This is a genomic window from Paraburkholderia diazotrophica (assembly GCF_900108945.1).
Taxonomy (GTDB): Bacteria; Pseudomonadota; Gammaproteobacteria; order Burkholderiales; family Burkholderiaceae; genus Paraburkholderia; species Paraburkholderia diazotrophica.
The window spans coordinates 62,830-87,442 of record NZ_FNYE01000034.1; the positions used below are offsets into that span (position 1 = coordinate 62,830).

Consider the following 24,613-nt stretch of genomic DNA (forward strand, 5'->3'; position numbering starts at 1 on the left):
GCATGGAACTTCCCCATGCCTTGCTCGCAAAAAAACAAGCAGCGCGCGATAAATACGGACGAAAAAAAGCCCGCCGTCGATGAGGCGGGCTTTGCGTTCCATGAACGCCGCGACGCGGCGCCGGAAAGATGTTGCGCCGACGGCAGCGCTGCGCGACTACTGACGCTGATAGATCTCCGCGCCGCTCTTCATGAATTCGACGGCCTTCACTTCCATGCCTTTCTTCAGCGCGTCGCTGTCGCTCATGCCTTCCTTCGCCGCGTAGTCGCGCACATCCTGCGTGATCTTCATCGAGCAGAAGTGCGGACCGCACATCGAGCAGAAGTGAGCGACCTTTGCCGAGTCCTTCGGCAACGTCTCGTCGTGGAATTCGCGTGCCTTGTCGGGATCGAGGCCGAGGTTGAACTGGTCTTCCCAGCGGAACTCGAAGCGTGCCTTGCTCAATGCGTTGTCGCGCACCTGCGCACCCGGATGGCCCTTCGCCAGATCGGCGGCGTGCGCGGCGAGCTTGTACGTGATGATGCCCGTCTTCACGTCGTCCTTGTTCGGCAGGCCGAGGTGCTCCTTCGGCGTCACGTAGCAGAGCATCGCCGTACCGAACCAGCCGATCATCGCCGCGCCGATGCCCGACGTGATGTGGTCGTAGCCCGGCGCGATGTCCGTCGTCAGCGGCCCGAGCGTGTAGAACGGCGCTTCGTCGCACCAGTCCAGTTGCAGGTCCATGTTCTCCTTGATCAACTGCATCGGGACGTGGCCCGGGCCTTCGATCATCGTCTGCACGTCGTGCTTCCACGCGATCTGCGTCAGCTCGCCGAGCGTCTTCAGCTCGCCGAGCTGCGCTTCGTCGTTCGCGTCGTAGATCGAGCCGGGGCGCAGGCCGTCGCCGAGCGAGAAGCTCACGTCGTACGCTTTCATGATTTCGCAGATGTCTTCGAAGTGCTCATACAGGAAGCTCTCCTTGTGATGCGCGAGACACCACTTCGCCATGATCGAGCCGCCGCGCGACACGATGCCCGTCATCCGGTTCGCGGTGAGCGGCACGTATTGCAGACGCACGCCCGCATGGATCGTAAAGTAGTCGACGCCCTGTTCGGCCTGTTCGATCAGCGTGTCGCGGAAGATTTCCCACGTGAGGTCTTCGGCCTTGCCGTTGACCTTTTCGAGCGCCTGGTAGATGGGCACCGTGCCGATCGGGACGGGCGAATTGCGGATGATCCATTCGCGCGTCTCGTGGATGTGCTTGCCCGTCGACAGATCCATCACCGTGTCGCCGCCCCAGCGGATCGCCCAGGTCATCTTGTCGACTTCCTCGCCGATCGACGACGTCACGGCAGAGTTGCCGATATTCGCGTTGACCTTCACGAGGAAGTTGCGGCCGATGATCATCGGCTCGCTTTCCGGGTGATTGATGTTCGCGGGGATGATCGCGCGGCCGCGTGCGATCTCGTCGCGCACGAATTCCGGCGTGATCTCCTTCAGCGCATTCGCGCCGAACGCGGCGGCCCCGAACGCCTGTCCGGGATGCTGACGGCCCATCATCTGCGCGAGCTTCTCACCGTTCGGGCCGCTTGCCTTCAGGCTTTCGAGATACTCGGCGCGGCGCTGGTTCTCGCGGATCGCGATGTATTCCATTTCCGGCGTGATGATGCCCTGCTTCGCGTAGTGCATCTGCGACACGTTCTTGCCGGGCATCGCGCGGCGCGGCGTGCGATGCAGGCCGGGAAAGCGCAGTTGCGCGGTGGCGGGGTCGGCGGCGCGCTCGCGGCCGTATTCGCTCGACAGACCGATCAGCGATTCCGTGTCGCCGCGCGCCTCGATCCAGCGCTGGCGCAGCGCGGGCAGGCCCGCGCGGATGTCGATCTTCGCGTCCGGATCGGTGTACGGGCCCGACGTGTCATACACGTAGATGGGCGGATTCTTTTCGCCGCCGAAGCCCGTCGGCGTGTCCGACTGCGTGATCTCACGCATCGGCACGCGGATATCGGCTTGCGAGCCGGTCACGTAGACCTTGCGCGAGTTCGGCAGCGGCGCAACGGCGGCCTCGTCGACGTGCGCGTTCGCGGAAATGAATTTCGGGTTGGCGTTCATGCGTGTCTCCATGCAAATGTGGGGCGATACAGCTACGCAGGAGAACGAGACGGAAGGGGAAGTTGGCCGGGTTCGCGCGAGGAGGGTGATACGTCAGGTGAAGCGGCGAGCCCGAACGCTTCCCTGCGCTGGCATTATCCAGATCAGGTTCAAAGGGTATTTCTCACCCACGCCGTACGTCCCCCGTTTTGCTCCCCGGCGACGCACAACGCAGGACCCCCGCGTTAGCAGCGCACACGATAACCTGGCGGGGCGGGGTTTGGCAACACATCTCAAAATTCACGGCGCGTGCAGAAGGGCAAGGCTTTCGATCAGCTGAAAGCTGTGCCACGCGTGGCTTTCATTGTGTTCGCGCCGTTCGTGCGCGCCATGCATCGAGTCAGTCTGTTATCTCATAAGTGAGGGAAAGACCTCATCCCCCGGCGAACTTGCATCGCTCATATTCAAGATTGCCCGAAGCGAGCCGTTAGACGGATTCGAGGCGGGCAATTGATCAGTCTGCCTAACAAAAATCAATTCAAACGGAGAGTGCAATGAAAACATCGAAGCTGGCAGTCGATCTGCTAGGCGTATGCGTTGTCGCGGCAGGGCTGGCCGCGCCGCTGGGGTCCGCTGCGGCGCAGTTTTCCACGGGCGGGACCATCACCTTCACAGGCGCGATCGTTGCGCCGTCGTACGGTATTGCGACTTCTGTATCGGAAAAGTCTCAAGGATTCCGTACAGATGTGCCGTCGGATAGGAATGCGTCGACGGTCGATGTGACGTTCACGCCCGCGCCCCATACGTCGACGGCTGCGCATGTCTATGTGCTGGTCAACACGGCGTCGGGTGTCACGCCTCCGCGCACGCTGACCACGCGTTTCGTCGACAACGCAAGGCGCGCCGGGCCGCAGGCGGGCACGCGGTTCGACATGGGCCGGGCGGGCGGCACGCTGTCGATCGCGAGCGGCGCGGTGAGCGAAAGCGCGGTGACGGTGGTGGTGAACTACGACTGAGCGCGCAGCGCAGCGTGCTTGACATCGCACGGGCGGCGACGCATGCCGCCCGTGTCGTTTTTGCATCGGCCTTCGGCACGTGGACAATGGGGACAAAACCCACGCGCAAAGCGCTCGCGTTCTTTCGATTACCGGTTTCGTCCCGCTTGCAACGAAAGTTACGATTCTCTTGCCGAAGGGGCGTCCGGATACTGCATAATGCACGGCGGCGCGTCCGCTCGCGCCCGTTGGCCGCTGTAGATGCATTCCGCATTACGAAGGCCATCAATTCGCGCCATTGACATGGCGCATCCATTGCCGATCGACGGCTTTCGACTGCCGCTTACCGTTCTACTGCCATGCCCGCCCGCTTTGCCCCTCATGCCGTGTCGCTGACGCGGCGTCTGCCGTCCTGTTCGTGGCTGTTCATCGGGGCTGTGGCGCCATCACCGGCATGGGCGGGCTGAACGTGGCGCTGAATCTCCCCGGCCGTTTTCCGTTTCGCCTGCCTCAGTCCCACGGTGGACAGATCGCGCTCGCGCTCGGCGTCGTCTATATCGTCTGGGGCTCGACCTATCTGGCCGTGCACGTCGCGCTCGGCTCGTTCCCGCCGCTGCTGATGTCGGGGCTGCGCAACTTCTTCGCGGGCGTCGGACTCTTCATCTTCGCGATGCGGCGCAAGCCCGTCTGGCCGCCCGTCGCTGAAATCCGCAATGCGGGCCTCGTCGGCACGATGCTGGTCGGGCTGTCGAGCGGCATGCTCGCGTACGGCATGCGCACCGTCGGCACGGGCACGGCGGCCGTGATGGTCGCGACCGTGCCGCTCTTCGCGACCGTCATCGCGGCGATCGCGGGGCGCAAGATCGCGAAGGTCGAATGGTTCGCCGTCGGGCTGGGACTCGTCGGCATCGCAATCCTCAGCCACGGCGACCAGACGGCGGGCTCGGCGGGCGGCAGTCTCGCGATTCTGTGCGGCGCGCTTTTCTGGGCGGGCGGCGCGCATCTCGCGTCGCGCCTGAAGCTGCCGTCCGATCTCTTTCTGTCGACTTCGCTGCAGATCGGCCTCGGCGGCGCGATGTCGACGATGGTCGCGTGGCTCTCCGGCGAGCGGATGATGGACATCCACTTCCTGCCCGTGCTGGCGTTCGTGTATCTGATGCTGATCGGCACGATGGCCGCCTACGTCGCATATGGCTTTCTGATCCGCCATACGAGCCCGATCATCGCCAGCAGCTGCATGTACGTGAATCCTGTCGTCGCGGTGGCGCTGGGCGCGCTGCTGCTCGGCGAGCCCGTGACGCGCTCGACGGTGATCGCGACGGCCGTGATTCTGGCGAGCGTCGGCCTGTCGTTCTGGTTCGACTACCGGCGGCGCGGCAGGGCGCAAGGCGGCACGTCGTAAAGGGCGTCGTAAGGCGGCGCGCGACGTCGTGTGCCGCGCGCGCCGCGCCGTGCAGCCGTTGCCGTCGAAACGCCGGCAACCGTTGCGCGCGCAGCGGCAAGCGCACGCTGGAAACGCATCGGGTTCCAGACAAGCAGCTCGGGTAAGACGTGCAAGGCACCATGTAAAGTTGCGTCGCGCGTGAACGACATGCGCAAGAGCCCGCCACAGAAAAATTCCGATCGCCTCATACCCCACAAAGCGCCAGATCCTTTATTCGCCCGCGCTAGGTAATAAGCGACGCGGCACGGCAATTGCTGACGATATTCGTCCAATCGATGTCGGCAAGCGAACCGAAGCATGCTGTCCGGCCTCTGGGACAAGCGGGCGCGCCGCGAAGACGAACGCGTCGGCGCGCGGCATCGACAAATAGCGACGGCACTGCAGCGATTCCAAAAGCGATATGGCAGCGTCGACAACGAATGGCCGCATCGGCGCAGGCGGCAAGCCACGGATCAACGGGTTCAAACCCAATCAGGGAGAGGTGGCAAATGAAGGTTATCCGGACCATGGCCGCGCTGGCGTGCGCGGCTGCGCTGATGACGGCGTGCGGAGGCAGCTCCAACGATGTCGGCAAGGAAGTCGGCTTGCAGAACCCGTTGATCCATTTCGTGCACGCGATTCCGAGCGGGCCGACCGTCGACTTTCTCGTGAACGGCAGCGCGTTGCAGAAGGGCATCTCGTACAAGAACGTGACCAACTTCGCGAACATCAATACGGGGCCGACGTCGGTTGCCTATGCGCTGACGGGCACCACCACGCCGCTTGCGAGCGGCTCGTTTCCCGATGTCGCGAAAGGCCACGAATACACGGTGATCGCCGTGCCCGGCTCGACGGGGACCGACATCGGCCTGATCGACGATCCGTTCGACAAGGGGCTGCTGTCGAACAGCGCGCGCGTGCGGGCGTTCAACGCATCGGTGAACGCGAGCAATCTCGACCTGTATCTGGTGCCGTCGAACAACACCAACATCACGAACGTGAGCCCGTCGATGGCGGGCGTGTCGTTCAAGAACGCGGTGCCGCCAAGCGGACAGGACTCGATCTACGTATCGGGCGGCTCATATGTGCTGATCGCGACGACGGCGGGCACCAAGACCGCGATCTTCCAGTCGAGCGCGTTCGATCTCGCGAACAACGCGGACTGGCTCGTGACGTCCGTGCCCATCGGCGGCGCAGTGACCCAGTTGCTGCCGAATCAGATTCACCTGCTGGTGGCGCAAGGAGGCAACACGTCGCAGCCCGCGCTCGAACTGACGAACTCGTTGAACGGCCAGTAGTCCGGCCGGGACGACAGGCCTCTTGACGAAGCAAATAAGAAGGGAGAAAAAACACGGCGGCTCATGCAAATGAGCCGTTCTGTTTGTTGTGCTGTCATGCGGTTGCGCCGCGCGCAGCATAGGGCAGCGCGCTTAATCCGAATGCTTCTCCGCCGAGTTCGTGATCGCGTGGCCACCCTTCGAGATATCCTGGCCTGCGCCGGCGACGGTATTGCAGGCCGCGAGCGTCGCCGTGCCGGCGAGCAACAAGAGTGCGATGAGTCGTCGAGTCATGGGTTCTCTCTCCCTATCAGATACGCGCACGAACGCGTCGAGGCGCACGTAGGAACGCGTCGGTCGATTCGCGCTTGCTGGCCTGTGCCGATGCCACATCGGGCCGTGTCCGGCGTGCGCGCGTTGTTGTCGACCGGGGCACCACACAGCCAATCCGGTCTGATTCCATGGTAAGAGACGCGCGCCCGTGCTGCTGTCAGTCACGCCACGAATTTCATGTCGGCGCAATCCTACGCAATCAAACGCTGATCACGCGATGACGCGATGCATCAGGAACGCAGTGCATCAGCGGTCTTCCAGGCTCGCATGTCCCGCACGCGTATCCGTGCGAGCAGCTTCCTGCGCCGCGCCGACGTTCGCGACGGGCAGCACGACGCGGATATCGGTGCCGCGCAGATCGCCGCGCCGGATGTCGAAGCGCCCGCCGCGCGCGGCCACCCGCTGACGCATGCCCATTAGCCCATGCGTATGCGTGCGCTTGAGATCCGCGGGCAGGATGCCGATGCCGTTGTCCGCGATATGCAGCGACACTTCGCCGTCGCCTGCCGTCAAGGCGATCGTGACCTGCGTCGCGCGCGCGTACTTGGCCGCGTTGGTCAGCGATTCCTGCGCGACGCGAAAGAGCGCGATCTCCGTCTGTTCGTCGAGCTGGATATCATCGGCGGGCAGTTGCAGGTCGAGCAGCCAGCCGTTGCGCTGTGCGGCTTCGTCGCCGAGCGTGCGCAGCGCGGTGACGAGCCCGAAGTTCGCGAGCACGGTCGGCCGCATGTCCTCGATGATGCGGCGCTTCAACGCGATGCCCTGATCGAGCGTCGCGAGCGCGCGCGCCAGTTTCTCCGCGATGACGGGATCGGCGTCCTGCAGCTTGCGCCTCGCCCATGCGACGTCCATCTTGCTCGCCGTGAGGATCGCGCCGAGTTCGTCGTGCAGTTCGCGCGCGAGCTGCGTCTTTTCGTTTTCGCTGACGGCCTGCAGGTGCCAGCCGAGTGCTTCGAGCTGCCGCGTGCGTTCGTTGACGAGCTGATCGAGTTCTTCCTGCTGCGTGATCAGCTGCTTCTGCGCGCGCGCCTGACTGTCGATCTGAATGCCGAGGTTGCGGAACAGCAGGATGAACAACACGATGTTGAGCGCCGACAACCCAGCCGCGACGAAGGTCGACACGCGCTGATCGGCGCGGCTCGCATCGAGCGCGCGCTGCGCGCGGCGTTCTTCGTTATCGCGCAGCAAGGCCAGCGTGCTCGTCACGAGCGACGCATCGACGGCGCCTTCGGCCTTCACATTGCCGCATGCAGACAGGTCGAGCGGCTGGGACGCAGCGCGCTGCATCGCGCGCGCGCCGCTGCCGATGCGTTCGTCGATCAGCGCGGCGATCTGCGTGAAGGCGGTGAGCTCGGCGCCGTCCGAAGCGCGTTTGAAATAGCTGTCGAGCGAGCCGACAGCGCGGCGGATGTCGGTCGCGCTCGCGCAGTAGCTGCTCGCGTCGCTATCGCTGCTGGTCAGAAGAAAGCGGCTCTCGTGCGTGCTCATCTGCGCGAGATGACGGTCGAGGTCGCTTAGCCGCACGGTCGCGCTGCGTGCTTCGAGGGCCGCTTCGTATTCCGATGCGATGCGTTGCCGCGCCGTTTCCAGAATGACGAGGCCGCCGCACGTGATGACGATCGCGACCGTCATCGCGATGGCCCAGCTGCGCCTGCGCATCCAGTCCGTCAGCCTTGTCGTGAGTCCCGCTTCGGCTACGCCCGACACCGCCGTCTCCATCAGATCCCATCATCGACAGTGTAGCGTCGCTGACGCTTGCGCGTTCCTGTCACGAGCGGACCGCGCGCCGAAAACCGGTGTCGGCGGATTCCCACATGAAAAACAGCGGGCCTCCGAATGCGGGTACGCAACGTGCTCCCTACGATAGGTGTTAGCGATCGTTTATTCAGGGAGGTTGCCATCATGCTGAAGTGGGCGTTGTTCTTCGCCGTGATTGCCGTGATCGCAGGACTGCTCGGCTTCACGGGCGTTGCGGCAGGCGCGGCGGCCATCGCGAAGTTCCTGTTCGTGGTGTTCCTGATTCTGTGTGTCGTGTTTCTCGTGCTCGGCTTCATCGTGACGAAAAAGATCGTCGATTAGCGAAGCCGGCCCGATGCAACGCAACAGCAAAGAGAAGCACGCACCACTCGTCGGACCGCGATAACAACATCGCTTAAACAGGAAGGAGCGTCGTCATGCTGCACTACGCACTCGTATTCTTCGTGATCGCGATCATCGCCGCCATATTCGGCTTCACCGGCATTGCCGCCGGCGCCGCCGAAATCGCGAAGATTCTGTTCTACATCTTCCTGGTTGTGTTCGTTGTCACGCTGCTGCTTGGCGTGTTCCGAACGTAGCCCAGGCATCACTTCCCCAGCGCGCACGGGCCGCTGCCGCGCATCGCAGACGGCGGCCCGGTGCGCATTTCCCACGATACCGGAACAAGGAGTCAGTCAATGTCGAAGTCATCGAAAGGCGAGTTCGTGATGGACCTCCAGAAAATTCGCGAGCAAGCCCGCAAGGACATGGATGAAGGTCCCGTCACGCAAAGCTATGGCGCAGACCGCGAGGCGGTGCTCAAGCTGCTGAACGGCGCGCTCGCGACGGAGCTCATCTGCACGCTGCGCTACAAGCGTCACTATTTCATGGCGAAGGGCATCAATTCGGAAGCCGTCGCGCAGGAGTTCCTGGAGCATGCGACGCAAGAGCAGGAGCATGCCGACCAGCTCGCCGCGCGCATCGTGCAACTGGGCGGCGAACCCGATTTCGCGCCCGACAGCCTGACGGCGCGCTCGCACTCGGAATACAAGGAAGGCCGCGACCTGACCGACATGATTCGCGAGAACCTGGTCGCAGAACGCATCGCGATAGATACATACCGCGAGATCATCCGCTATCTCGGCGATGGCGATGTCACGACGCGCCGCATTTTCGAGGAAATTCTCGCCGTCGAGGAAGAGCACGCGGACGACATGGTCGATCTGCTGGCGGGCCGCAGCTAGGGCGAGCGCATCGCGCGGACGCGGCTCGTGCGCTTGCGCTTGCACTGGCGCCGCGCTTGCGCGCCGCTCCGTATGAAAATCTACGCAGGCAACTGCGTGCATGGATGGTCGGACAGCGAACGATGATTCGAGTGTTGATAGCCGACGATCACGCGATCGTCAGAGGCGGGTTCAGGCAGTTCGTCGCCGACGAGCCGGACATGTGCGTCGCGGCGGAAGCGTCGACGGGCGACGAGACGATTCGCCTCGTGCGCGAGCAGCCGTTCGACGTGGTGCTGCTTGATATCGCGATGCCCGACAAGAACGGTATCGACACGTTGCGCGTGATCCGCCAGATGCGCCCGGAGCAGGGCGTGCTGATCCTCTCCGGCTATCCCGAGAGCCAGTACGCGATCAACCTGCTGCGCGCTGGCGCGAACGGCTATCTGAACAAGGACTGCGAGCCCGACGAGATCGTGCGCGCGATACGTTCGGTGGCGCGCGGGCATCGCTATCTGTCGGAGGCCATCGCCGATACGCTCGCGAACAGTCTCGACCGGCCCGCCGCCGCGCATCCGCACGAACTGCTGTCCGAACGGGAATTCCAGATTTTCTGCAAGCTCGCGTCCGGGCGGATTCCGACCGATATCGCCGAAGAGCTGAACCTGTCGGTGAAGACGGTCAGCACGTATCGCGCGCGCGTGCTCGACAAGATGCACATGACGAACAACGCGGACATGACCTACTACGCGATCAAGAACGGACTGATCGAATGAAGCCGCGAAGAACCGAGAGCATGGAACGCCACCGATGAACGCCGACTCCGCCACTGCACGCAACGAATCCGGCCGTGCGCCGCTGCGTGTGTTGCTGATCGAGGATTCGCCGCTGATTCGTCGCAGTATCGTCGAGGCGATCGACGCGTCGGGCGTGATGCAGGTGGCCGCGCATGCCGAGTCCGCCGACGAAGCGATTGCGCTGCTGGACGGCGAAGCGTTCGACGCCGTGATCGTCGATCTGCAACTGAAGGGCGGATCGAGCGTGCCCGTGCTCGCGTACATGCAGAAGGAAGGGCTGATCGACTCGACGTTCGCCGCCGTGCTGACCAATCACGCGCTGCCTGCCTATCGCGAGCGATGCGAGCAATACGGCGTGCGGCACTTCTACGACAAGTCGTTCGAGTTCGATCGCGTGATCGACGCGCTGCACGAGTATGCGCAGGCGCGTCTCGATGGGCGATAGCGTGTACAGCTAGCGGGATGGCTGTTGACGCGATGCGATAACAGAACGCTACTCGAAACGACAGCCGACGACCGCAGGGCTCACTCGGCCGTGCCGGAAGCCGCCGCCGGCTCGGGGCGGCCGCGCATGTGATTGAGCCCGGCCGCGGCCGTGAACAGCAAACCGGCGATGCTCACGCCGACCCATCCGAACAGCGGCCACACGAACGCGCCGACTGCCGACCCCGCCGCGCCGCCGATGAAATAGGCGACCATGAAGACCGTGTTGACGCGGCTGCGCGCTTCGGGTTTGAGCGCGTAGATGCGCGACTGGTTCGAAATTTGCGCGGCCTGCACGCCGACGTCGAGCACGATCACGCCGATCACGAGGCCGATGAGGCTCGTGCCCGACAGCGCGAACACGACGAACGAGATCGCTGCCAGCATGATCGACAGCGAAACGATCGCGCGCGGTCCGCGCCGGTCGGCGAACTTGCCCGCGAGCGGCGCGGCCATCGCGCCCGCCGCGCCGACGATTCCGAACAGCCCTGCTGCTTGCGGCCCGTAGTGAAACGGCGCGCCTGCCAGCAGCAGCGCGAGCGTCGACCAGAAGAGGCTGAATGCCGCGAAGAGCGCTGCGCCTGTCAGCGACGTTTCGCGCAGACCGCGCAATTCGACCACGAGATGCCACATCGAGCCGATCAGCTTGACGTAGGGGAGCGTCGAGGTCGGCTTGCTGTGCGGCAGCTTCGAGATGATGACGGCCGCGAGCACGATCAGCGCGATGATCGAGGCGGCGAATACCGCGCGCCAGCCGAAGTACTGGCCGACGAAACCGGCGGCAGTGCGCGCGAGCAGAATGCCGAGCAGCAGGCCGCTCATCACCGTGCCGACGGCCTGGCCGCGGCCCGAGGGCGGCGCGAGCTCTGCGGAGAACGGCACCGCTTGCTGTGCGATCGTCGCGAGCACGCCGATCGCGAGGCTCGCGAACACGAGCACGACGAGATTCGGCGCGGCGGCCGCGAACAGCAACGCGACGCACATGCCCGCGATCTGCAGCAGGATCAGTCTGCGCCGATCGAAGCGGTCGCCGAGCGGCGCGAGCAGCAGCATGCCGGCGGCGTAGCCGAGCTGCGTCATTGACGGCACCACGCCGATCCACGACGCGCTCTCAGGGAACGACTTGCGGAAGTCGTCGAGCAGTGGCTGGTTGTAGTAGATGTTCGCGACGGAGACGCCCGCGATCGTCGCGAGCAGCAGCAGAAGGCCGTGCAGCGAGCGTTGGGACGTGACGGTGTCGGAGGAAGATGTGGACATGTTGCGGCGGCCGGCAAGCCGCCGGCGCGAGAGAGAGTCGAGCGTGCCGATCATACCGGAGCGGGGCGGAATCTGCTGGAGGCGTTCCGTCCGCGAGCCCTACGCAGCACGCTCGCTATCCTCAATCGATCAACGTCCCCTCCGGCTCATAGAACGGATACGGCCCATCTGCTGCATCGACATACGCATGATGCGTGATCAGCCCGTTCACGCTGTCATAGCGGTGCAGTGCGAACGCCGGCGGCTCCATCATGAACGCGGACGGCGCATCGTCGCGCAGATCGAGCGCCACCTGATGCGCGGGCGCGGGCACGGCCGAAGCGATCGTGCCGCCGAAGCGCACGAACATCGGGCGATGCACGTGTCCGCAGATCACGCGCTCGACGTTCGGGTGACGCGCGACGATGGCCGCGAGCTTATCCGCCGATGTCGGTTCCAGGCGCAGTGCATCCATATGGCCGATGCCTGTCACGAACGGCGGATGATGCAGCGCGACGATCACGGGCTTGCCGCGCGCCGCGTCGAGCTGCTCTGCAAGCCATGCGAGGCGCGCATCGCACAGCAGGCCGGCACTCTCGCCCGGCACCATCGAATCGAGTGCGATCAGGCGTAGTGGAGCGCGCATGTGATCGCGCGTGGGACCGATATCGACGGCGTATTGCACGAACTCGCCGCCTGTCTGCAATTCTTTGCGGTCGCTGAACGCGTCGCGCAGCGCCTGGCGGTCGTCGTGATTGCCGACCAGCAGGTAATACGGAATTTCGAGTGTCGCAAGCAGCGACTTCAGATGCGCGTACTGTTCAGGTTCGCCCTGGTCGACGAGATCGCCCGTCATCACGACCGCGTCGGGGCGAGGATCGAGCGCGTTCAGGCGCTCGATGCAGCGCGCCAGGTGCGCTGCCGTATCGACGCGCCGATAGGCGAGCGCGCCGGGGCGTTTGATGTGCAGATCGCTGATCTGGGCTAGAAGCATGGAGAATCCTTTTCTGTTGGTGTCTGCGACGCTGGTTGTTTTTTTGCCTTTGCGCGGGCATTCGCGATGCGCCTACCGGCGCGGGTGTTGCCCCTGTGCGCGGCGGCACCTACTCTTCTTTGCCGCGGCAAAGAAGAGTAGGCAGAAGAAAGCCGCTCACACCGCCAGTGCTAGTAGTTACCCACGGGCTCTCAACTTTCCGGGGTTCTAATCAGCGTCTCGATCACGAGAAGAGAACGCCTGAATAACATACGTACCGCTACGATACGGCAGTTGATATTCCAGGCGCCTTTCAGATTGAACGATGGCCGCAGAAAATCGATCGCCGCATGAGTTGGTGTACGTACGTTTTTGCAGGCATGTGATTCACGTGACCGAGGCGCTGATTAGAACCCTGGAACGTTGAGAGCCCGTGGATAAGCGCCAAGAGGCTCGGTGTTAGCCCGCTTTCTTTGCCTACGCAAAGAAAGTAGGTGCCGCCCCGCACAGGGGCAACGCCCGCGCCGCGAGGCGCAATCGCGGATGCCAACGAAAAACGCAAGCAAACCAAAACAACCGCAAAACTCACAATAACCCAATCAGCGCTTCCTGCGCGATGGAAATGCCGACGCGCGTACCGCGCGCCAACTCAACGCGCCCCGGCACATCGACGATCAGCGCATCGGGCGCCGCATCGCGGATCGTCAAACGCGTGCGTTCGCCGAGAAACGCGGAAGCATCGACGATACCGCGCAACTGCGCGCTCTGCGGATCGGCGAGCCACGCGTCTTCGGGGCGGAAGAAGATTTCGTCACCGTGGCTCGCGCGCGTCGCGTGCATCGGCGGCAGCGGGATCATGCCGCCCGTCGTCGCGAGCATGCCGTCGCGCGCTTGGCCCGACACGCGGTTGATCGTGCCGACGAACTGCGCGACGTTGCGGTTCGCGGGACGGTAGTAGATGTCGCGCGGCGTGCCGATCTGCTCGATGCGTCCCGCGCTCATCACGACGATGCGGTCGCCGAGTTCCATCGCTTCCGCCTGATCGTGCGTCACGTACACCGTCGTGATGCCGAGCTCGCGCAACAGCGCATTCATCTCGCTGCGCAGCGTGTCGCGCAGCCTTGCATCGAGTGCCGTAAGCGGTTCGTCGAGCAGCAGCACGCGCGGCTGCGGCGCGAGCGCGCGCGCCAGCGCAACGCGCTGACGCTGACCGCCCGACAGCTGATCGATCGGCTTGTCGGCATGATCGGTGAGACGCATCATCGCGAGCAGTTCGTCGACCCGCTGGCGCGCTGCGTCCGCGTTCACGCGCTTGATCTTCAGACCATAGCCGATATTGCCGCGCACGGTCAGATTCGGAAAGAGCGCATAGCTCTGAAACACCATGCCGACCTGGCGCCTTTCGATGGGCAGCGCGGTCACGTCTTCATTGCCGAATGCGACGCGACCTCCTGCATCCGGCCGTTCGAGCCCGGCGATCATGCGCAGCGTCGTCGTCTTGCCGCAACCGGACGGGCCGAGCAGCACCAGCGTTTCGCCCGCGCCGATCGAGAGATCGAGCGGTTCGAGCACGCGCGTTCCGCGAAATGTCTTCGCGCAACGCGTCAGCGTGATAGGGATGGAGTCGAGTTTCATGGCTGTTCCGGTGCGTCCGCTTGCGTATCGGAGACGCGCGCGTTTATCTGCTTCGCGTTCCGCCTGATGCTGCGCTGGCCCGTCGCATCGACGCCGAGCCATTGCATCGCGACGAGCAGCGGCATCGTCATGATGAAAAAGAGAATGGTGTACGCGCTGCCGATCTCGATGCGCAGCGACGCATAGGTGTCGGCGAGACCGACGGGCAGTGTTTTCGTTTCGGGCGTGTGCAGCATCCACGTCAGGTTGAATTCGCCGATCGACAGCGTGACGACGGCGAGCGCGCCGGCGACGATGCCGGGCCGCACGTTCGGCAGCACGATCGTCACGAAGCGCTGGAAGAAGCCCGCGCCGAGACTCGCGGCGCCTTCTTCGAGCGTGCGCAATCCCGAGCTCGCGCACACGGCCGCGATGGCGCGCACCATGAAAGGCAGCGTGAACACCACATGCCCGACGACGATGAACGCGACGCTCGTGCGAAACATCGTGAATCCGCCGTACACGACGAGCAGCGCCAATGCTGACGCAAGACCGGGCAATGCGATCGGCAGCACGAGAAATTCCTCGATGATGCGCGAGAGGCGCGTCTCGCTGCGCGCGAGCACATAGCCTGCGGGCACGCCCGTCAGCAGCGTGACGACGAGCGTCGCGAGCGCGACTTCGAGCGAAAGGAACACGGACGCGTGATACAGCGTCCACACTTCGCCGAGCCAGCGCAGCGTGAGGCCGCTCGCGATGCCCCGAAAGTAGTTGACCGTCAGCCCCGCGAGTATCGACATCACGACGGGCACGATCAGGAACGCGCACAGGAGCAGCGTCACGAGCCATTGGCCCGCGGCGAGCCACGCGCGCAGCGAGGGCAGGGTGAACGCGCGCCTGCGGCTCGCAGGCGGCGTATCGGTAGCGTGGGCAACGGTGTTCATGCGAGTGTCTTCATCGGACGTGAAAGAGGATCAGGCCGTCGGCGCAACGGCCGAGCCGCTGATGCTGCGCGCCGCATACAGCACGACCCAGGTGACGATGCCGAGCACGATCGACAGGCCGGCCGCCGTCACCATGTTCGCGTTCAGCGTGAACTCGGTGTAGATGGTCATCGGCAGCACGTCGATGTCGGTGGCGAGCGTGAAAGCCGTGCCGAACGCGCCCATCGCCGTCGCGAAGCACACGGCGCCCGCCGCGATCAGTCCCGGCGACAGCGCGGGCAGTACGATGTCGCGCATGATCCGCCACGGCGACGCGCCGAGCGAGCGTGCAGCCTCTTCGAGCGAAGCATCGAGCTTCGTCGCCGACGCCATCACCGTCACGATCACGCGCGGAATCGAGAAGTACAGGTAGCCGAGAAAGAGCCCCGTCATCGAATAGGCGAACACCCACTTGTCGCCCGTGAGCTTGAGCGACAGCGCGCCGATCAGGCCCTGGCGTCCCGCCAGCATGATCACCATGAAGCCGACGACGACGCCGGGGAACGCGAGCGGAAACGTCAGCAGCGCGAGCAGCACGCGCTTGGCCGGAAACTCGCGGCGCGCGAGCAGCAGCCCCGAGATCACGGAGAGCGCGAGCGTCGTCGCCGTCACGGCCGCCGACAGGACGACCGTCGCTAGCAGGCTCTTCATGTAGCGCGCGTTCGCGAGCATCGCGGCGTACGTATTCAGCAGATGACCGTCGGCGCTCACTTGCACGAGCGCCGTCATCGGCAGCAGCCAGAACGCGATGAACACCGCGAGCGCCGGCGCGATCAACGCGATGCGCCAGCGCAGCGGGAACGTGATGTCGTTCAATGCATCACCTGCAGATACTGCTCGCCGAACGCCTGCTGCTTCCCGGCCATCTTCCCGAAGTCGACGGCACGCGCGCGCGCATAGTCGCTTGCGGGCAGGAACTTCGCTGCGGCATCGGCGCTCATTGCGTTCGCGCGCACAGGGCGCAGATAGGCGCTCGCCCACAGCTTCTGGCCTTCGTCCGACAGCACGAAATCGAGCACCTTTTTGCCGTTCGCGTCGTGCGGCGCGCCCTTCACGAGGCTCATCACATACGGCACTTCGATCGTGCCTTCCTTCGGAATCACGAACTCGACGTTCGCGTGATCCTTGTACTTCGCGCGATACGCGTCGAAGTCGTAGTCGAGCAGGATGGGGATTTCACCCGACAGCACGCGCGCATACGCCGTCTGCTTCGGCACGATCGGCTGGTTGGCCTTCAGCTTCGCGAACCAGTCGAGGCCCGGCTTGAAGTTGTCGAAGCTGCCGCCGAGCGCCTGATTGACAGCCACGGCGCCCGCATAACCGACGAACGCGCTCGACGGATCGAGGTAGCCAATCATTCCCTTGTATTCGGGCTTGAGCAGGTCGGCCCACGAGCGCGGCACGGGCTTGCCTTCGAGCGCGTCCTTGTTGACGAAGAAGCCGAGCGTGCCCGAGTGGATCGCGAACCAGTAGCCTTGCGGGTCTTTCAGGTTCGCGGGGATGTCGTTCCAGTGTGCGGGCTTGTACGGCGCGATCACGCCCTTGTCCTTCGCCTGGAACGCCGACGACACGCCCAGATACACGACGTCGGCCACGGGGCTCTTCTGCTCGGCCATCAGCTGGGCGATCGCCTGGCCGGAGTTCTTGTTGTCGAACGGCACGTGAATGCCCGTCTTCTGCTGGATCGCGTTGATCTGGCTCGCCCAGTCGGCCCATTCGGGCGGGCAGTTGTAGCAGATCGCGGTTTCGTCGGCGCGCGCGACGGATGGCGCGGCCAGCGTCAGCACGAACGACGATGCAGCCAGTGCGGCGCGCGCAACGCGCAACGCTGCGGTACCGATGGAGGAACGGCGGTTCACGGCAGGTCTCCCGAAGGTGGAAAGAAAATTGTTCTGAAGGCGGCGGCGCTTGCGGTGGTGCTCGTATCCGGGCGTCACGCGAACGAGCGCGCGTTGCGGTTCGGCGATGCGCCTGCCAGGTCGGAGATCGCGGCGATCGTCGCGCCTTCGCGCAGCGTGTGCGGCAAGGTCAGCGACAGCGACGGCGCGCGCAACGCGTCGTCGAAGCCTGCGGGCTGCGTGCCGTCGAGGCGTGCGATCAGCCGGCGCCACGCGGCGCAGCCGATCTCGCGATTCGGCGCACAGACGCTCGCAAGCGGCGGCGACAGCAACTCGCCCATCGCGAGACCGTCGAAGCCGAGAATCGACATGTCGCCGGGTATCTCGAAGCACGCGCGGCGCAGGCCGCGCATCACGACCATTGCGAGCAGATCGTTTGAGCAGAAGAGGGCGGTGGGGCGATTCGGGCCCGTCGTCAGATGGTTGAGGACGGAGGGCGCGAGCTCGTCCGCGTTGAAATCGATTTCGAGCGCGGGCGCGGGCGCGAGGCCCGCCTGCTGCATCGCCTGCACGTAGCCGAGATGGCGCAGACGCGCGCGGTCCGACGCGGCGAGCGTGCCCGCGAGCATCAGGATGCGGCGATGGCCGTGCGCGATCAGCATGCGCACGCCGTCGTAGGCGGCGAGCCGGTTGTCGACGGACACGGACGGGCGGCGCACCGTATCGTTGTGCATCAGCACGTACAGCATGCCGTCGCGGTCGAGGTCGTCGAGGAGGGGATGCGTGTCGGCGTCCGCGACCGTCAGGATCAGCCCTTCGACGCGCTGTTCGCGCAACGTCTCGATGGCGTGACGCTCGCGGTCGGTGTCGTACTGCGTCGTCATCAGCATCAGCCGGTAGCCTTGCGCGGACGCGAGTTCGTCGATGCCTTGCAGGCATTCCGCGAAAACGGGGTTGGCGAGCGTCGGCAGCACGACGCCGATCAGGCGCGAGCGCTCGCCGCGTAACTGACGGCCGAGCGGGCTCGGGCGGAAGTTGAGGGCGTCGATCGACTGGCGCACTTTTTCGAGCGTGACGGGATTGACGGTGTGCGGCGCGTTGATCGCGCGCGAGACGGTCGCGATCGAAAAGCCCGCGTGGGCGGCGACATCCTTGATCGTGGGTGTCATCGTCTGGGTTCCCCTTGGTGGCGCTGTAGCGCAAGCCGTATCGACCGGCGTGCGCTGTTGTAAACGTTTTCGTCGGCGGATTATCGGGAACGTTTGTGACGGGTCGATGAACGCAACCGGCGCGCGGAGAACTGGGGTATGCGCCCCTTTGGTCAGGGTGCGGCGCGATGGTAGAATCGCGTCCGCCCTGCCGGGGTGATGAAATTGGTAAACATAGCGGACTTAAAGCATTGAGTGCCCAGCCGGAAACGGCCGGTGCAGAACCCTTCAAATTCGGCGAAACCCCTGACCCGCGCAATGCGCGTTCGAGGCGACGCCGAGCCAAGCCGGTTTTTCTTCCTGCCGACGTCGGGACGGAAGGAGCCGGAAGGTGTAGAGACTAGACGGGGGGCGCCTAAGGCGATGGGCGTGCAATACGCGCATCGCGATGGCGAAGGCATAGTCCAGCGCACGAACGTGGCTGCCGACCGTTGTCGATTGATGTCGATTGTGGTCGAGGCAGACGGCGTCGAAAGACGTAGTGTGACGAAAATCCGCCGCTTAACAGCTTGCCGGTTCGAGTCCGGTCCCCGGCACCACCGACTATCCCAATGGTTCCCAATATCTACCAAAATCCCGATAAGTTAAGGCTTGGGTGAGTGGTCTAGCTGCGGTTTCCCAACATTTCCCATTGACACCCCGTCAAAAAGGAGGGGCATCGTCGGGGGCATCTCTACAGGATCTTGAAGCCAGGCGCCAAGCCGAAATTCGAGACGGTCAACAAGCTTATGCAGGCGCTCGGCATCAACGAGAAGATCCCGTACACCGGTGACACCTGTCGCAAAACCGGTCGTCATCGAACGCTGCCCGTCAACTCCAGAAGGCACTCTGTCTCCACCGCCCTATTGAGGGCTTGTAATTTCAAGATTTACGCCGTTGGTTTGTCTGGCTCGCGTGAGGCGGTACTGCACAAACCGCTGGAATGGGGCCTCGATGAATCTATAAGAGAGATCGCTGCAGATTGCGATTGAAGTGGTAGCGATGGCAAGGCCAATCACAATATGACCAAGATCGGCCTGCAGTCCAATCGACCGTACTAACACCTCGTTCGTAACGAGAAAGATTGGTAGATGGCAGAGGTAAATAGAATACGAACGCTCTCCAATCCAGATCAGCGGAGCAACAATCCGATAACGGGAATAGCTATTTCCCGAAAGTGCCGACACAAGGCACAGGAGTGCCCCCGCAGCTGCCGCGGGAAGTACGAATGGTTGAGGCAGGTGCGTTGGTGACGAGGCGCATACGAGAACGCCAAGCATCAGCATTGTGATGCACGCAACAGGGTGCAGCGATAGTTTCGGCAGGCTTCCGCCCTTACCCAGAACCAGGAATGTAGCGGCTCCCAATGCGAATGCCTGCATTCGAAAAGCCCACGCGATCGAAAAGCTGGGAGCGGGGAACGCTGACATGATGATCGCTGCGATAAGCATCAATCCAACGGCCCATTTCCTTCCAACCGCGACAATCAGCAGCATAAGCGTTGCGTAGAGTTGCCACTCGAGAGAAAGCGACCAGGTGACGCCATTGAAATCAGCGCTTCCGCATGCAGCAATCTGATGCTGCACGCAGTATGACCAGTATGCATTGGAGACACCCAACAACGCTGCTGCTCCACTGACGGCCGCCTTGCGCGGGTCGGCCCCAGCACTGTGCGACGCTATTGCGGCGACGCACACCGATATTGCGACCCAGAACACGACAGCAGGGAAAAGCCTGCCAAGACGCCGGACCCAGAATGCTATTGATGCCTGTTTGATGGAAGCGGAGTGCCGCAGATCCCGCAGGAACGAGTGGCATATCAGCAGTCCCGATATGGCGAAGAAGATGTCCACCCCCGTCCAGAACGAAAAATGTTCAAACAACCTGGAGTATGCATCGGGAGTCGGAAGCCTGTTGCGGTAGTGCTGCATCATCACAAGGATGATCGCTACGGCACGAAGGCACTGCAGGTCGTTATTTTTGCTCGTCAACATCGGCGGAAGTGGGAGGGCTCTGCAGGAGAGCGTCGCGCGCGGAGTCTACATCATTTCGCACGGCCATGCGGTTTGGTGGCTTGGGGCCGCCCGCGCGCTTCGCCACTGGCCTGGCGTCGCGCTTATCTATTGCTTCTCCTCGCACCGGCTTTCGTTCGGGCGCAAAACTCTACGAGCCGCTGTAAACCACCTTACCGTCCATGAAGCCCGCGCCCGTGACGAACGGGCATGGCGAGACGTGAACCGTTCGTCTACAGTATGTGGCGCTGCGCCTCAACAACCACGGAGAAAGCAGGATGCTACTGATCGGCATGATGGATTTACCGTACGTCCGACGCGTCGCCATTTCGCTTGCCGTCCTCGGCCTGCCGTTCGAGCACCGCAGCGTGTCGGTGTTCCGGCACTTCGACGAGTTCGCGAAGGTCAATCCCGTAGTCAAGGCGCCGACCTTCATCGCCGACGACGGCACGATGCTGATCGATTCGTCGCTGATTCTCGACTATCTGGATCAACTGAGCACGCCGGAAAAATGCCTGATGCCCGCCGAAACGGCCACGCGCGCGCAGGCACTAAGCTTGATCGGTTTCGCGCTCGCCGCTTGCGAGAAGACGATGCAAAACGTCTACGAAGTGAATCTGCGGCCCGCCGAGCGACAGCATCAGCCGTGGATCGAGCGCGTGCAGAAACAGCTTTTCGCCGCCTACGATTATCTGGAGCAAGCAATCGAGGGCCACAACGCAAACGGCTGGCTGTTCGGCGACCGGCTGATGCAGCCGGACATCACATTGGCCGTCGCGTGGCGGTTCCAGCAGTACATGTTGCCGGGCCTCGTCGATCCGGAGCGCTATCCCGCGCTGTCCGCGTTTTCGGCGCGAGCCGAGGCGCTGCCGCAATTCGTCGCCGCGCCGCTCGAATGACCGTTCGCGCGCGGCCGGACAACGCTTTGCCGCGCGTACCCGGATTGTTCTAATCCGGCGACAACTATCTTCGCGTTTGGCTCATTTATCTCTAACTATCGGCTCTCTACAATCCATCCATCGAAACAGGTATGCAGAACGGCGCCGCGAGAAACACACGGCGCCATGCGATGGAGAAGGCCATGAGAGCGATCATCGAACGACAGCTTTATCACCCGGCAGTGGTGCTGCCGATGGTGTCGCTCATCCAGATCATGGTGCAGGTGGATTTCAACCTGAGCCAGGCCGGCTTCGTCGTCGCGACGCAGGGCGCGCGCGCTGCGTTGCAACGCTCGCGCGAACTCCTTTGCTCGCTCCATCACTGCGACGCGTGACCTTCCGCGCTCGCGGGACGAATCGTTCTGGCTGGCTTTCAAAAGGATTCGCGACCACGCACTTCGAATGACGCGAGGCAGGCGTAAGATGACCGACTCGACACGCGTTTCGGGAGATCCGCCATGCCACAGCACTTCGACGCCGTTGTGATCGGCACGGGACAGGGCGGCTCGCCGCTTGCCGTGCGGCTTGCCAAAAGCGGCCGCAAGACGGCCGTGATCGAGCGCGAGAAATTCGGCGGCACCTGCGTGAACGTCGGCTGCACGCCGACCAAGGCGTATGTGGCGAGCGCCCGTGCCGCGCATGTCGCGCGCCATGCCGCCGACTACGGCGTGCGCGTGGCAGGCGAAGTCACCGTCGATCTCGCGCAAGTGAAGGCGCGCAAGGACGCGATCATCGGACAATCGCGCGACGGCGTCGAACACTGGCTGCGCAACACGAAGAACGTCACCGTTTTCAAAGGGCATGCGCGCTTTACGGGCCCCCATGCGCTCGCGATCACCGATCCCGGCAACGGCAACGCGCTCGCCGAACTGCAGGCCGACGACATCTTCATCAATACGGGCACGCGCGCCGTCATTCCGCAGATCGACGGCATCGAGCGCATCCGTTATCACACGAACTCGACGCTGCTCGAACTGACGACGTTGCCGGATCATCTGGCGATCGTCGGCAGCAGCTATATCGCGCTTGAATTCGCGCAGGTGTTCCGCCGTTTCGGCAGCCGCGTGACGGTGATCGCGCGTGGCAATCGCGTGCTGACGCGCGAGGACGAGGACTTCGCGCGCAACGTGCAGGACGTGCTTGCGCGTGAAGGCGTGGAATTCCGATTCGGCGGCGAACCGTCGCGCGTCGAGACATTGCGCGCGGATGGCGACGGCGTGCGCATCTTCTTCGGCGCCGATGCCGCGCCGCTCGAAGCGTCGCATGTGCTCTTCGCGACAGGCCGCCGCCCGAACACCGATGACCTCGGCCTCGATGCCGCGGGCGTCACGGTCGACCGCCACGGCACGATTGCCGTCGACGGTCAGTTGCGCACGGGCGTGCCGGGCATCTGGGCAATCGGCGACGTGAACGGGCGCGGCGCGTTCACGCACACATCCTATGACGACTACCAGATCGTGTCGGCGAATCTCTTCGATGGCGGCAAGCGCAGCGTCGACGACCGGATCATGGCGTATGCCGTGTTCGTCGATCCGCCGCTTGCGCGCGTCGGCATGTCGGAGAGCGACGTGCGCAACGAGGGCCGCGACGCGCTGGTCGCGACCATGCCGATGACGCGCGTCGGCCGCGCGCGCGAGAAGGGCGAGACGCAGGGCTTCATGAAAGTGCTCGTCGACAGGCAGTCGAAGCAGATACTCGGCGCGACGATCCTCGGCGTCGACGGCGACGAGGCGATCCACACGTTCATCGACATCATGACGGCGCGCGCGCCGTACACGACGCTGCAATTCGCGATGCACATCCATCCGACGATCAGCGAGCTGATCCCGACGCTGCTCGACGGTCTCGCGCCTTTGAAGTGAGGCCGGCCATGCAGCTTCGAATCGGCAATCTGTTCAGCGTCGACAATCGTGAGATCAGGCGCGGCAGCGAAGAGCGGGTCGACGTGCTCGTGACGGGGCAGCGTCTGAACGTGGAGCGGATCGTGTCGATGGGGCACGTGAGCCCCGAAGGCTTCTGGTACGACGACTCGCGCGCCGAATGGGTCGTGCTGCTGTCGGGCGCGGCCGTGCTCGAATTCGAAGAAGACGCGACGTTGCACGACATGCGGCCCGGCGATTATGTGCTGATCGAGCCGCATTGCCGGCATCGCGTCGCGTGGACGCATGTCGAGCAGCAGACTGTTTGGCTCGCGATTTATCACGAGCCGTGAGCACGATGCCACAACGCCCCGCACACCCCTCCCGCATCGGCCTGATTTCCGACACGCACAATCTCGTGCGTCCCGAAGCATTGGCGCATCTCGCCGGATGCGACGCGATCGTTCATGCCGGCGACATCTGCAATCAGACGGTGCTCGATGCGCTCGCACAGATCGCGCCGTTGACGGTCGTGCGCGGCAACAACGACATCGGCGAATGGGCCGCATCGATTCCAACGCACGCGACGCTCATCGTGCAGCAGGTGAAGATTCTCGTCGTCCACGATCTCGCCGATGTGCCCCGCAATCTGCACGACGACGATGTGCGCGTCGTCGTGACAGGGCACTCGCACAAGCCGCTGATCGCCGAACGCGATGGCGTGCTGTTCGTCAATCCCGGCAGCGCGGGGCCACGGCGGTTCAAGCTGCCGATCTCGGCTGGCATGTTGACGATCGATGGCGCGCGCGTCGAAGCCACGCTGCACATGCTGACGACATAAGAAAACGGGTCAGCGGAAGCTGACCCGTTTCGTGTGCATCCGCTGTTCGGACGATGCAGTCAAGCGTCAGGCGCGCGCGGTCGCAGTTGCTGCATACGCTTCTTCGATCTCCGCCGCTTCGCGTTCGCCGCGCAGCACGGCATGCGCTTCGGCGCGCGTGGCCACGCACGGGCCCGAGCCGAGCAGCGGCTTGCGAGCCGTCTCGCGCAGCGCGATCACCGACACGATACCAATCAGCGATGCGCCCATCAGATAGTACGCGGGCATCATCAGATTGCCGGTGCGATCGACGAGCCACGCAGCAACGAGCGGCGTCGTGCCGCCGAACAGCGATACCGACACATTGAAGCCGATCGCGAGCGCGCCATAGCGGATCTTTGTCGGAAAGAGTGCGGGCAGCGACGACGGCATCACACCCGTGAACGTCGACAGCAGTGCGCCGAGAATCAGCAGCCCGCCAAACACGGGCAGCACCGCGCCCGTGCGGATCAGCAGCAGCGCCGGAATCGACAGCAGGAACAGACCCACGCAGCCGAGCAGCATCACCGGCTTGCGGCCGATCCGGTCCGACAGGTGGCCTGCGTAGAGCGTCATCGGCATCATCAGCACCATCACGGCGAGCACGAGGAACAGGCCGTGCGATTCGTTGAAGTGCAGCGTCGCGGACAGATAGCTCGGCAGGTACGACAGCGCCATGTAGTCGGTGACGTTGAAGATCAGCACGAGGCCCACGCATTGCAGAAGCGGCTTCCACTGCTGCGCGAGCAGTTCCATGAACGTCTGCTTCGGCCGCGACT

The 24,613-nt window shown here is 63.8% G+C and carries 25 protein-coding genes and 1 pseudogene; 14 read left to right on the forward strand and 12 right to left on the reverse strand.

The window, feature by feature from the left end; all coding sequences use genetic code 11:
• Window positions 1-156: 156 nt before the first annotated feature.
• Complete coding sequence (thiC, locus tag BMW76_RS30720; protein ID WP_090872084.1) at window positions 157-2,088, reverse strand: phosphomethylpyrimidine synthase ThiC; 1,932 nt, start codon at window positions 2,086-2,088, stop codon at window positions 157-159.
• A 533-nt stretch (window positions 2,089-2,621) separates the two neighbouring features.
• Here thiC and BMW76_RS30725 point away from each other — a divergent pair.
• The 3 genes from BMW76_RS30725 (at window position 2,622) to BMW76_RS30735 (ending at window position 5,783) form a co-directional block, all read left to right on the forward strand.
• A complete protein-coding gene (locus tag BMW76_RS30725; RefSeq protein ID WP_090872087.1) occupies window positions 2,622-3,083 on the forward strand; it encodes a hypothetical protein in 462 nt (153 codons plus the stop codon).
• Between the two features lie 433 nt (window positions 3,084-3,516).
• Window positions 3,517-4,464: an EamA family transporter gene (locus BMW76_RS30730; protein ID WP_177200542.1), complete on the forward strand. Its 948-nt coding sequence runs from the start codon at window positions 3,517-3,519 to the stop codon at window positions 4,462-4,464.
• Window positions 4,465-4,994: 530 nt separating this feature from the next.
• Complete coding sequence (locus BMW76_RS30735; protein WP_090872092.1) at window positions 4,995-5,783, forward strand: DUF4397 domain-containing protein; 789 nt, start codon at window positions 4,995-4,997, stop codon at window positions 5,781-5,783.
• Between the two features lie 132 nt (window positions 5,784-5,915).
• On the opposite strand, the gene BMW76_RS30740 is transcribed toward BMW76_RS30735, so the two are convergent.
• Together BMW76_RS30740 and BMW76_RS30745 are read right to left on the reverse strand one after the other, a co-directional pair.
• Window positions 5,916-6,056 (reverse strand): entericidin A/B family lipoprotein, encoded by a 141-nt coding sequence (locus tag BMW76_RS30740; protein WP_087735566.1) that lies wholly within the window; start codon window positions 6,054-6,056, stop codon window positions 5,916-5,918.
• A gap of 285 nt (window positions 6,057-6,341) precedes the next feature.
• Entirely contained in the window at window positions 6,342-7,814 is a 1,473-nt protein-coding gene (locus tag BMW76_RS30745) for a sensor histidine kinase (RefSeq protein ID WP_090872094.1), read from the reverse strand.
• 183 nt (window positions 7,815-7,997) lie between these two features.
• Here BMW76_RS30745 and BMW76_RS30750 point away from each other — a divergent pair, with 183 nt between their 5' ends.
• The 5 genes from BMW76_RS30750 (at window position 7,998) to BMW76_RS30770 (ending at window position 10,297) form a co-directional block, all read left to right on the forward strand.
• Window positions 7,998-8,174: a DUF1328 domain-containing protein gene (locus tag BMW76_RS30750; protein WP_090872096.1), complete on the forward strand. Its 177-nt coding sequence runs from the start codon at window positions 7,998-8,000 to the stop codon at window positions 8,172-8,174.
• Window positions 8,175-8,269: 95 nt separating this feature from the next.
• Window positions 8,270-8,431 (forward strand): DUF1328 domain-containing protein, encoded by a 162-nt coding sequence (locus tag BMW76_RS30755; protein WP_090872098.1) that lies wholly within the window; start codon window positions 8,270-8,272, stop codon window positions 8,429-8,431.
• A 99-nt stretch (window positions 8,432-8,530) separates the two neighbouring features.
• On the forward strand, window positions 8,531-9,076 hold the full coding sequence (locus tag BMW76_RS30760) for a ferritin-like domain-containing protein (protein ID WP_090872100.1): 546 nt from the start codon (window positions 8,531-8,533) through the stop codon (window positions 9,074-9,076).
• Between the two features lie 122 nt (window positions 9,077-9,198).
• Entirely contained in the window at window positions 9,199-9,831 is a 633-nt protein-coding gene (locus tag BMW76_RS30765; RefSeq protein WP_090872131.1) for a response regulator, read from the forward strand.
• 34 nt (window positions 9,832-9,865) lie between these two features.
• The gene (locus BMW76_RS30770; protein ID WP_090872102.1) at window positions 9,866-10,297 is read left to right on the forward strand and encodes a response regulator; all 432 of its coding nucleotides are present in this window, start codon (window positions 9,866-9,868) and stop codon (window positions 10,295-10,297) included.
• An 80-nt stretch (window positions 10,298-10,377) separates the two neighbouring features.
• On the opposite strand, the gene BMW76_RS30775 is transcribed toward BMW76_RS30770, so the two are convergent.
• From BMW76_RS30775 to BMW76_RS30805, 7 genes are all read right to left on the reverse strand, one after another.
• Window positions 10,378-11,592 carry an MFS transporter gene (locus BMW76_RS30775; RefSeq protein WP_090872133.1) on the reverse strand — a complete coding sequence of 405 codons (1,215 nt, stop codon included), beginning with the start codon at window positions 11,590-11,592 and terminating at the stop codon, window positions 10,378-10,380.
• A 121-nt stretch (window positions 11,593-11,713) separates the two neighbouring features.
• The gene (locus tag BMW76_RS30780; protein ID WP_090872104.1) at window positions 11,714-12,565 is read right to left on the reverse strand and encodes a phosphodiesterase; all 852 of its coding nucleotides are present in this window, start codon (window positions 12,563-12,565) and stop codon (window positions 11,714-11,716) included.
• 564 nt (window positions 12,566-13,129) lie between these two features.
• Entirely contained in the window at window positions 13,130-14,179 is a 1,050-nt protein-coding gene (locus tag BMW76_RS30785) for an ABC transporter ATP-binding protein (RefSeq protein ID WP_090872106.1), read from the reverse strand.
• The gene (locus BMW76_RS30790) at window positions 14,176-15,102 is read right to left on the reverse strand and encodes an ABC transporter permease (protein ID WP_090872108.1); all 927 of its coding nucleotides are present in this window, start codon (window positions 15,100-15,102) and stop codon (window positions 14,176-14,178) included. Before BMW76_RS30790 ends, BMW76_RS30785 begins: the two co-directional genes overlap by 4 nt.
• A gap of 30 nt (window positions 15,103-15,132) precedes the next feature.
• On the reverse strand, window positions 15,133-15,957 hold the full coding sequence (locus BMW76_RS30795; protein ID WP_090872110.1) for an ABC transporter permease: 825 nt from the start codon (window positions 15,955-15,957) through the stop codon (window positions 15,133-15,135).
• Window positions 15,954-16,946, reverse strand: coding sequence for an ABC transporter substrate-binding protein (locus BMW76_RS30800; RefSeq protein ID WP_245763439.1), 993 nt, complete (start codon window positions 16,944-16,946; stop codon window positions 15,954-15,956). The genes BMW76_RS30795 and BMW76_RS30800 overlap by 4 nt, the downstream gene beginning before the upstream one ends.
• 128 nt (window positions 16,947-17,074) lie before the next feature.
• Entirely contained in the window at window positions 17,075-18,148 is a 1,074-nt protein-coding gene (locus tag BMW76_RS30805) for a LacI family DNA-binding transcriptional regulator (protein WP_090872115.1), read from the reverse strand.
• Window positions 18,149-18,846: 698 nt separating this feature from the next.
• Between BMW76_RS30805 and BMW76_RS42865 the strand changes: the two are divergent.
• Window positions 18,847-18,930, forward strand: a pseudogene (locus BMW76_RS42865) (addiction module antidote protein); the annotation flags it as partial.
• A 99-nt stretch (window positions 18,931-19,029) separates the two neighbouring features.
• Here BMW76_RS42865 and BMW76_RS30815 read toward each other — a convergent pair.
• Window positions 19,030-20,160, reverse strand: coding sequence for an acyltransferase family protein (locus BMW76_RS30815; RefSeq protein WP_090872119.1), 1,131 nt, complete (start codon window positions 20,158-20,160; stop codon window positions 19,030-19,032).
• A 296-nt stretch (window positions 20,161-20,456) separates the two neighbouring features.
• On the opposite strand from BMW76_RS30815, the gene BMW76_RS30820 reads away from it, so the two are divergent.
• From BMW76_RS30820 to BMW76_RS30840, 5 genes are all read left to right on the forward strand, one after another.
• Complete coding sequence (locus BMW76_RS30820; RefSeq protein WP_090872121.1) at window positions 20,457-21,077, forward strand: glutathione S-transferase family protein; 621 nt, start codon at window positions 20,457-20,459, stop codon at window positions 21,075-21,077.
• 182 nt (window positions 21,078-21,259) lie between these two features.
• Entirely contained in the window at window positions 21,260-21,451 is a 192-nt protein-coding gene (locus BMW76_RS30825) for a hypothetical protein (RefSeq protein ID WP_087735593.1), read from the forward strand.
• A 123-nt stretch (window positions 21,452-21,574) separates the two neighbouring features.
• The gene (locus BMW76_RS30830; RefSeq protein ID WP_090872123.1) at window positions 21,575-22,978 is read left to right on the forward strand and encodes an FAD-containing oxidoreductase; all 1,404 of its coding nucleotides are present in this window, start codon (window positions 21,575-21,577) and stop codon (window positions 22,976-22,978) included.
• An 8-nt stretch (window positions 22,979-22,986) separates the two neighbouring features.
• A complete protein-coding gene (locus BMW76_RS30835) occupies window positions 22,987-23,328 on the forward strand; it encodes a cupin domain-containing protein (RefSeq protein WP_090872125.1) in 342 nt (113 codons plus the stop codon).
• Between the two features lie 5 nt (window positions 23,329-23,333).
• Window positions 23,334-23,816 carry a metallophosphoesterase family protein gene (locus tag BMW76_RS30840; protein ID WP_090872134.1) on the forward strand — a complete coding sequence of 161 codons (483 nt, stop codon included), beginning with the start codon at window positions 23,334-23,336 and terminating at the stop codon, window positions 23,814-23,816.
• Between the two features lie 66 nt (window positions 23,817-23,882).
• On the opposite strand, the gene BMW76_RS30845 is transcribed toward BMW76_RS30840, so the two are convergent.
• On the reverse strand, window positions 23,883-24,613 hold a 731-nt coding region (locus BMW76_RS30845), incomplete at its 5' end, for an MFS transporter (RefSeq protein WP_143062357.1).

Excerpts from the sequence above, each read along its gene's own strand:
- BMW76_RS30820 (WP_090872121.1), top strand. The coding sequence starts at position 20,457 with ATGCTACTGATCGGCATGATGGATTTACCGTACGTCCGACGCGTCGCC.
- BMW76_RS30725 (WP_090872087.1), top strand. The coding sequence starts at position 2,622 with ATGAAAACATCGAAGCTGGCAGTCGATCTGCTAGGCGTATGCGTTGTC.
- BMW76_RS30750 (WP_090872096.1), top strand. The coding sequence starts at position 7,998 with ATGCTGAAGTGGGCGTTGTTCTTCGCCGTGATTGCCGTGATCGCAGGA.
- BMW76_RS30745 (WP_090872094.1), bottom strand. The coding sequence starts at position 7,814 with ATGGAGACGGCGGTGTCGGGCGTAGCCGAAGCGGGACTCACGACAAGG.
- BMW76_RS30755 (WP_090872098.1), top strand. The coding sequence starts at position 8,270 with ATGCTGCACTACGCACTCGTATTCTTCGTGATCGCGATCATCGCCGCC.
- BMW76_RS30840 (WP_090872134.1), top strand. The coding sequence starts at position 23,334 with ATGCCACAACGCCCCGCACACCCCTCCCGCATCGGCCTGATTTCCGAC.
- BMW76_RS30790 (WP_090872108.1), bottom strand. The coding sequence starts at position 15,102 with ATGAACACCGTTGCCCACGCTACCGATACGCCGCCTGCGAGCCGCAGG.
- BMW76_RS30835 (WP_090872125.1), top strand. The coding sequence starts at position 22,987 with ATGCAGCTTCGAATCGGCAATCTGTTCAGCGTCGACAATCGTGAGATC.
- BMW76_RS30825 (WP_087735593.1), top strand. The coding sequence starts at position 21,260 with ATGAGAGCGATCATCGAACGACAGCTTTATCACCCGGCAGTGGTGCTG.
- BMW76_RS30830 (WP_090872123.1), top strand. The coding sequence starts at position 21,575 with ATGCCACAGCACTTCGACGCCGTTGTGATCGGCACGGGACAGGGCGGC.
- BMW76_RS30765 (WP_090872131.1), top strand. The coding sequence starts at position 9,199 with ATGATTCGAGTGTTGATAGCCGACGATCACGCGATCGTCAGAGGCGGG.
- BMW76_RS30730 (WP_177200542.1), top strand. The coding sequence starts at position 3,517 with ATGGGCGGGCTGAACGTGGCGCTGAATCTCCCCGGCCGTTTTCCGTTT.
- thiC (WP_090872084.1), bottom strand. The coding sequence starts at position 2,088 with ATGAACGCCAACCCGAAATTCATTTCCGCGAACGCGCACGTCGACGAG.
- BMW76_RS30760 (WP_090872100.1), top strand. The coding sequence starts at position 8,531 with ATGTCGAAGTCATCGAAAGGCGAGTTCGTGATGGACCTCCAGAAAATT.
- BMW76_RS30785 (WP_090872106.1), bottom strand. The coding sequence starts at position 14,179 with ATGAAACTCGACTCCATCCCTATCACGCTGACGCGTTGCGCGAAGACA.
- BMW76_RS30805 (WP_090872115.1), bottom strand. The coding sequence starts at position 18,148 with ATGACACCCACGATCAAGGATGTCGCCGCCCACGCGGGCTTTTCGATC.
- BMW76_RS30770 (WP_090872102.1), top strand. The coding sequence starts at position 9,866 with ATGAACGCCGACTCCGCCACTGCACGCAACGAATCCGGCCGTGCGCCG.
- BMW76_RS30780 (WP_090872104.1), bottom strand. The coding sequence starts at position 12,565 with ATGCTTCTAGCCCAGATCAGCGATCTGCACATCAAACGCCCCGGCGCG.
- BMW76_RS30740 (WP_087735566.1), bottom strand. The coding sequence starts at position 6,056 with ATGACTCGACGACTCATCGCACTCTTGTTGCTCGCCGGCACGGCGACG.
- BMW76_RS30775 (WP_090872133.1), bottom strand. The coding sequence starts at position 11,592 with ATGTCCACATCTTCCTCCGACACCGTCACGTCCCAACGCTCGCTGCAC.
- BMW76_RS30815 (WP_090872119.1), bottom strand. The coding sequence starts at position 20,160 with ATGTTGACGAGCAAAAATAACGACCTGCAGTGCCTTCGTGCCGTAGCG.
- BMW76_RS30735 (WP_090872092.1), top strand. The coding sequence starts at position 4,995 with ATGAAGGTTATCCGGACCATGGCCGCGCTGGCGTGCGCGGCTGCGCTG.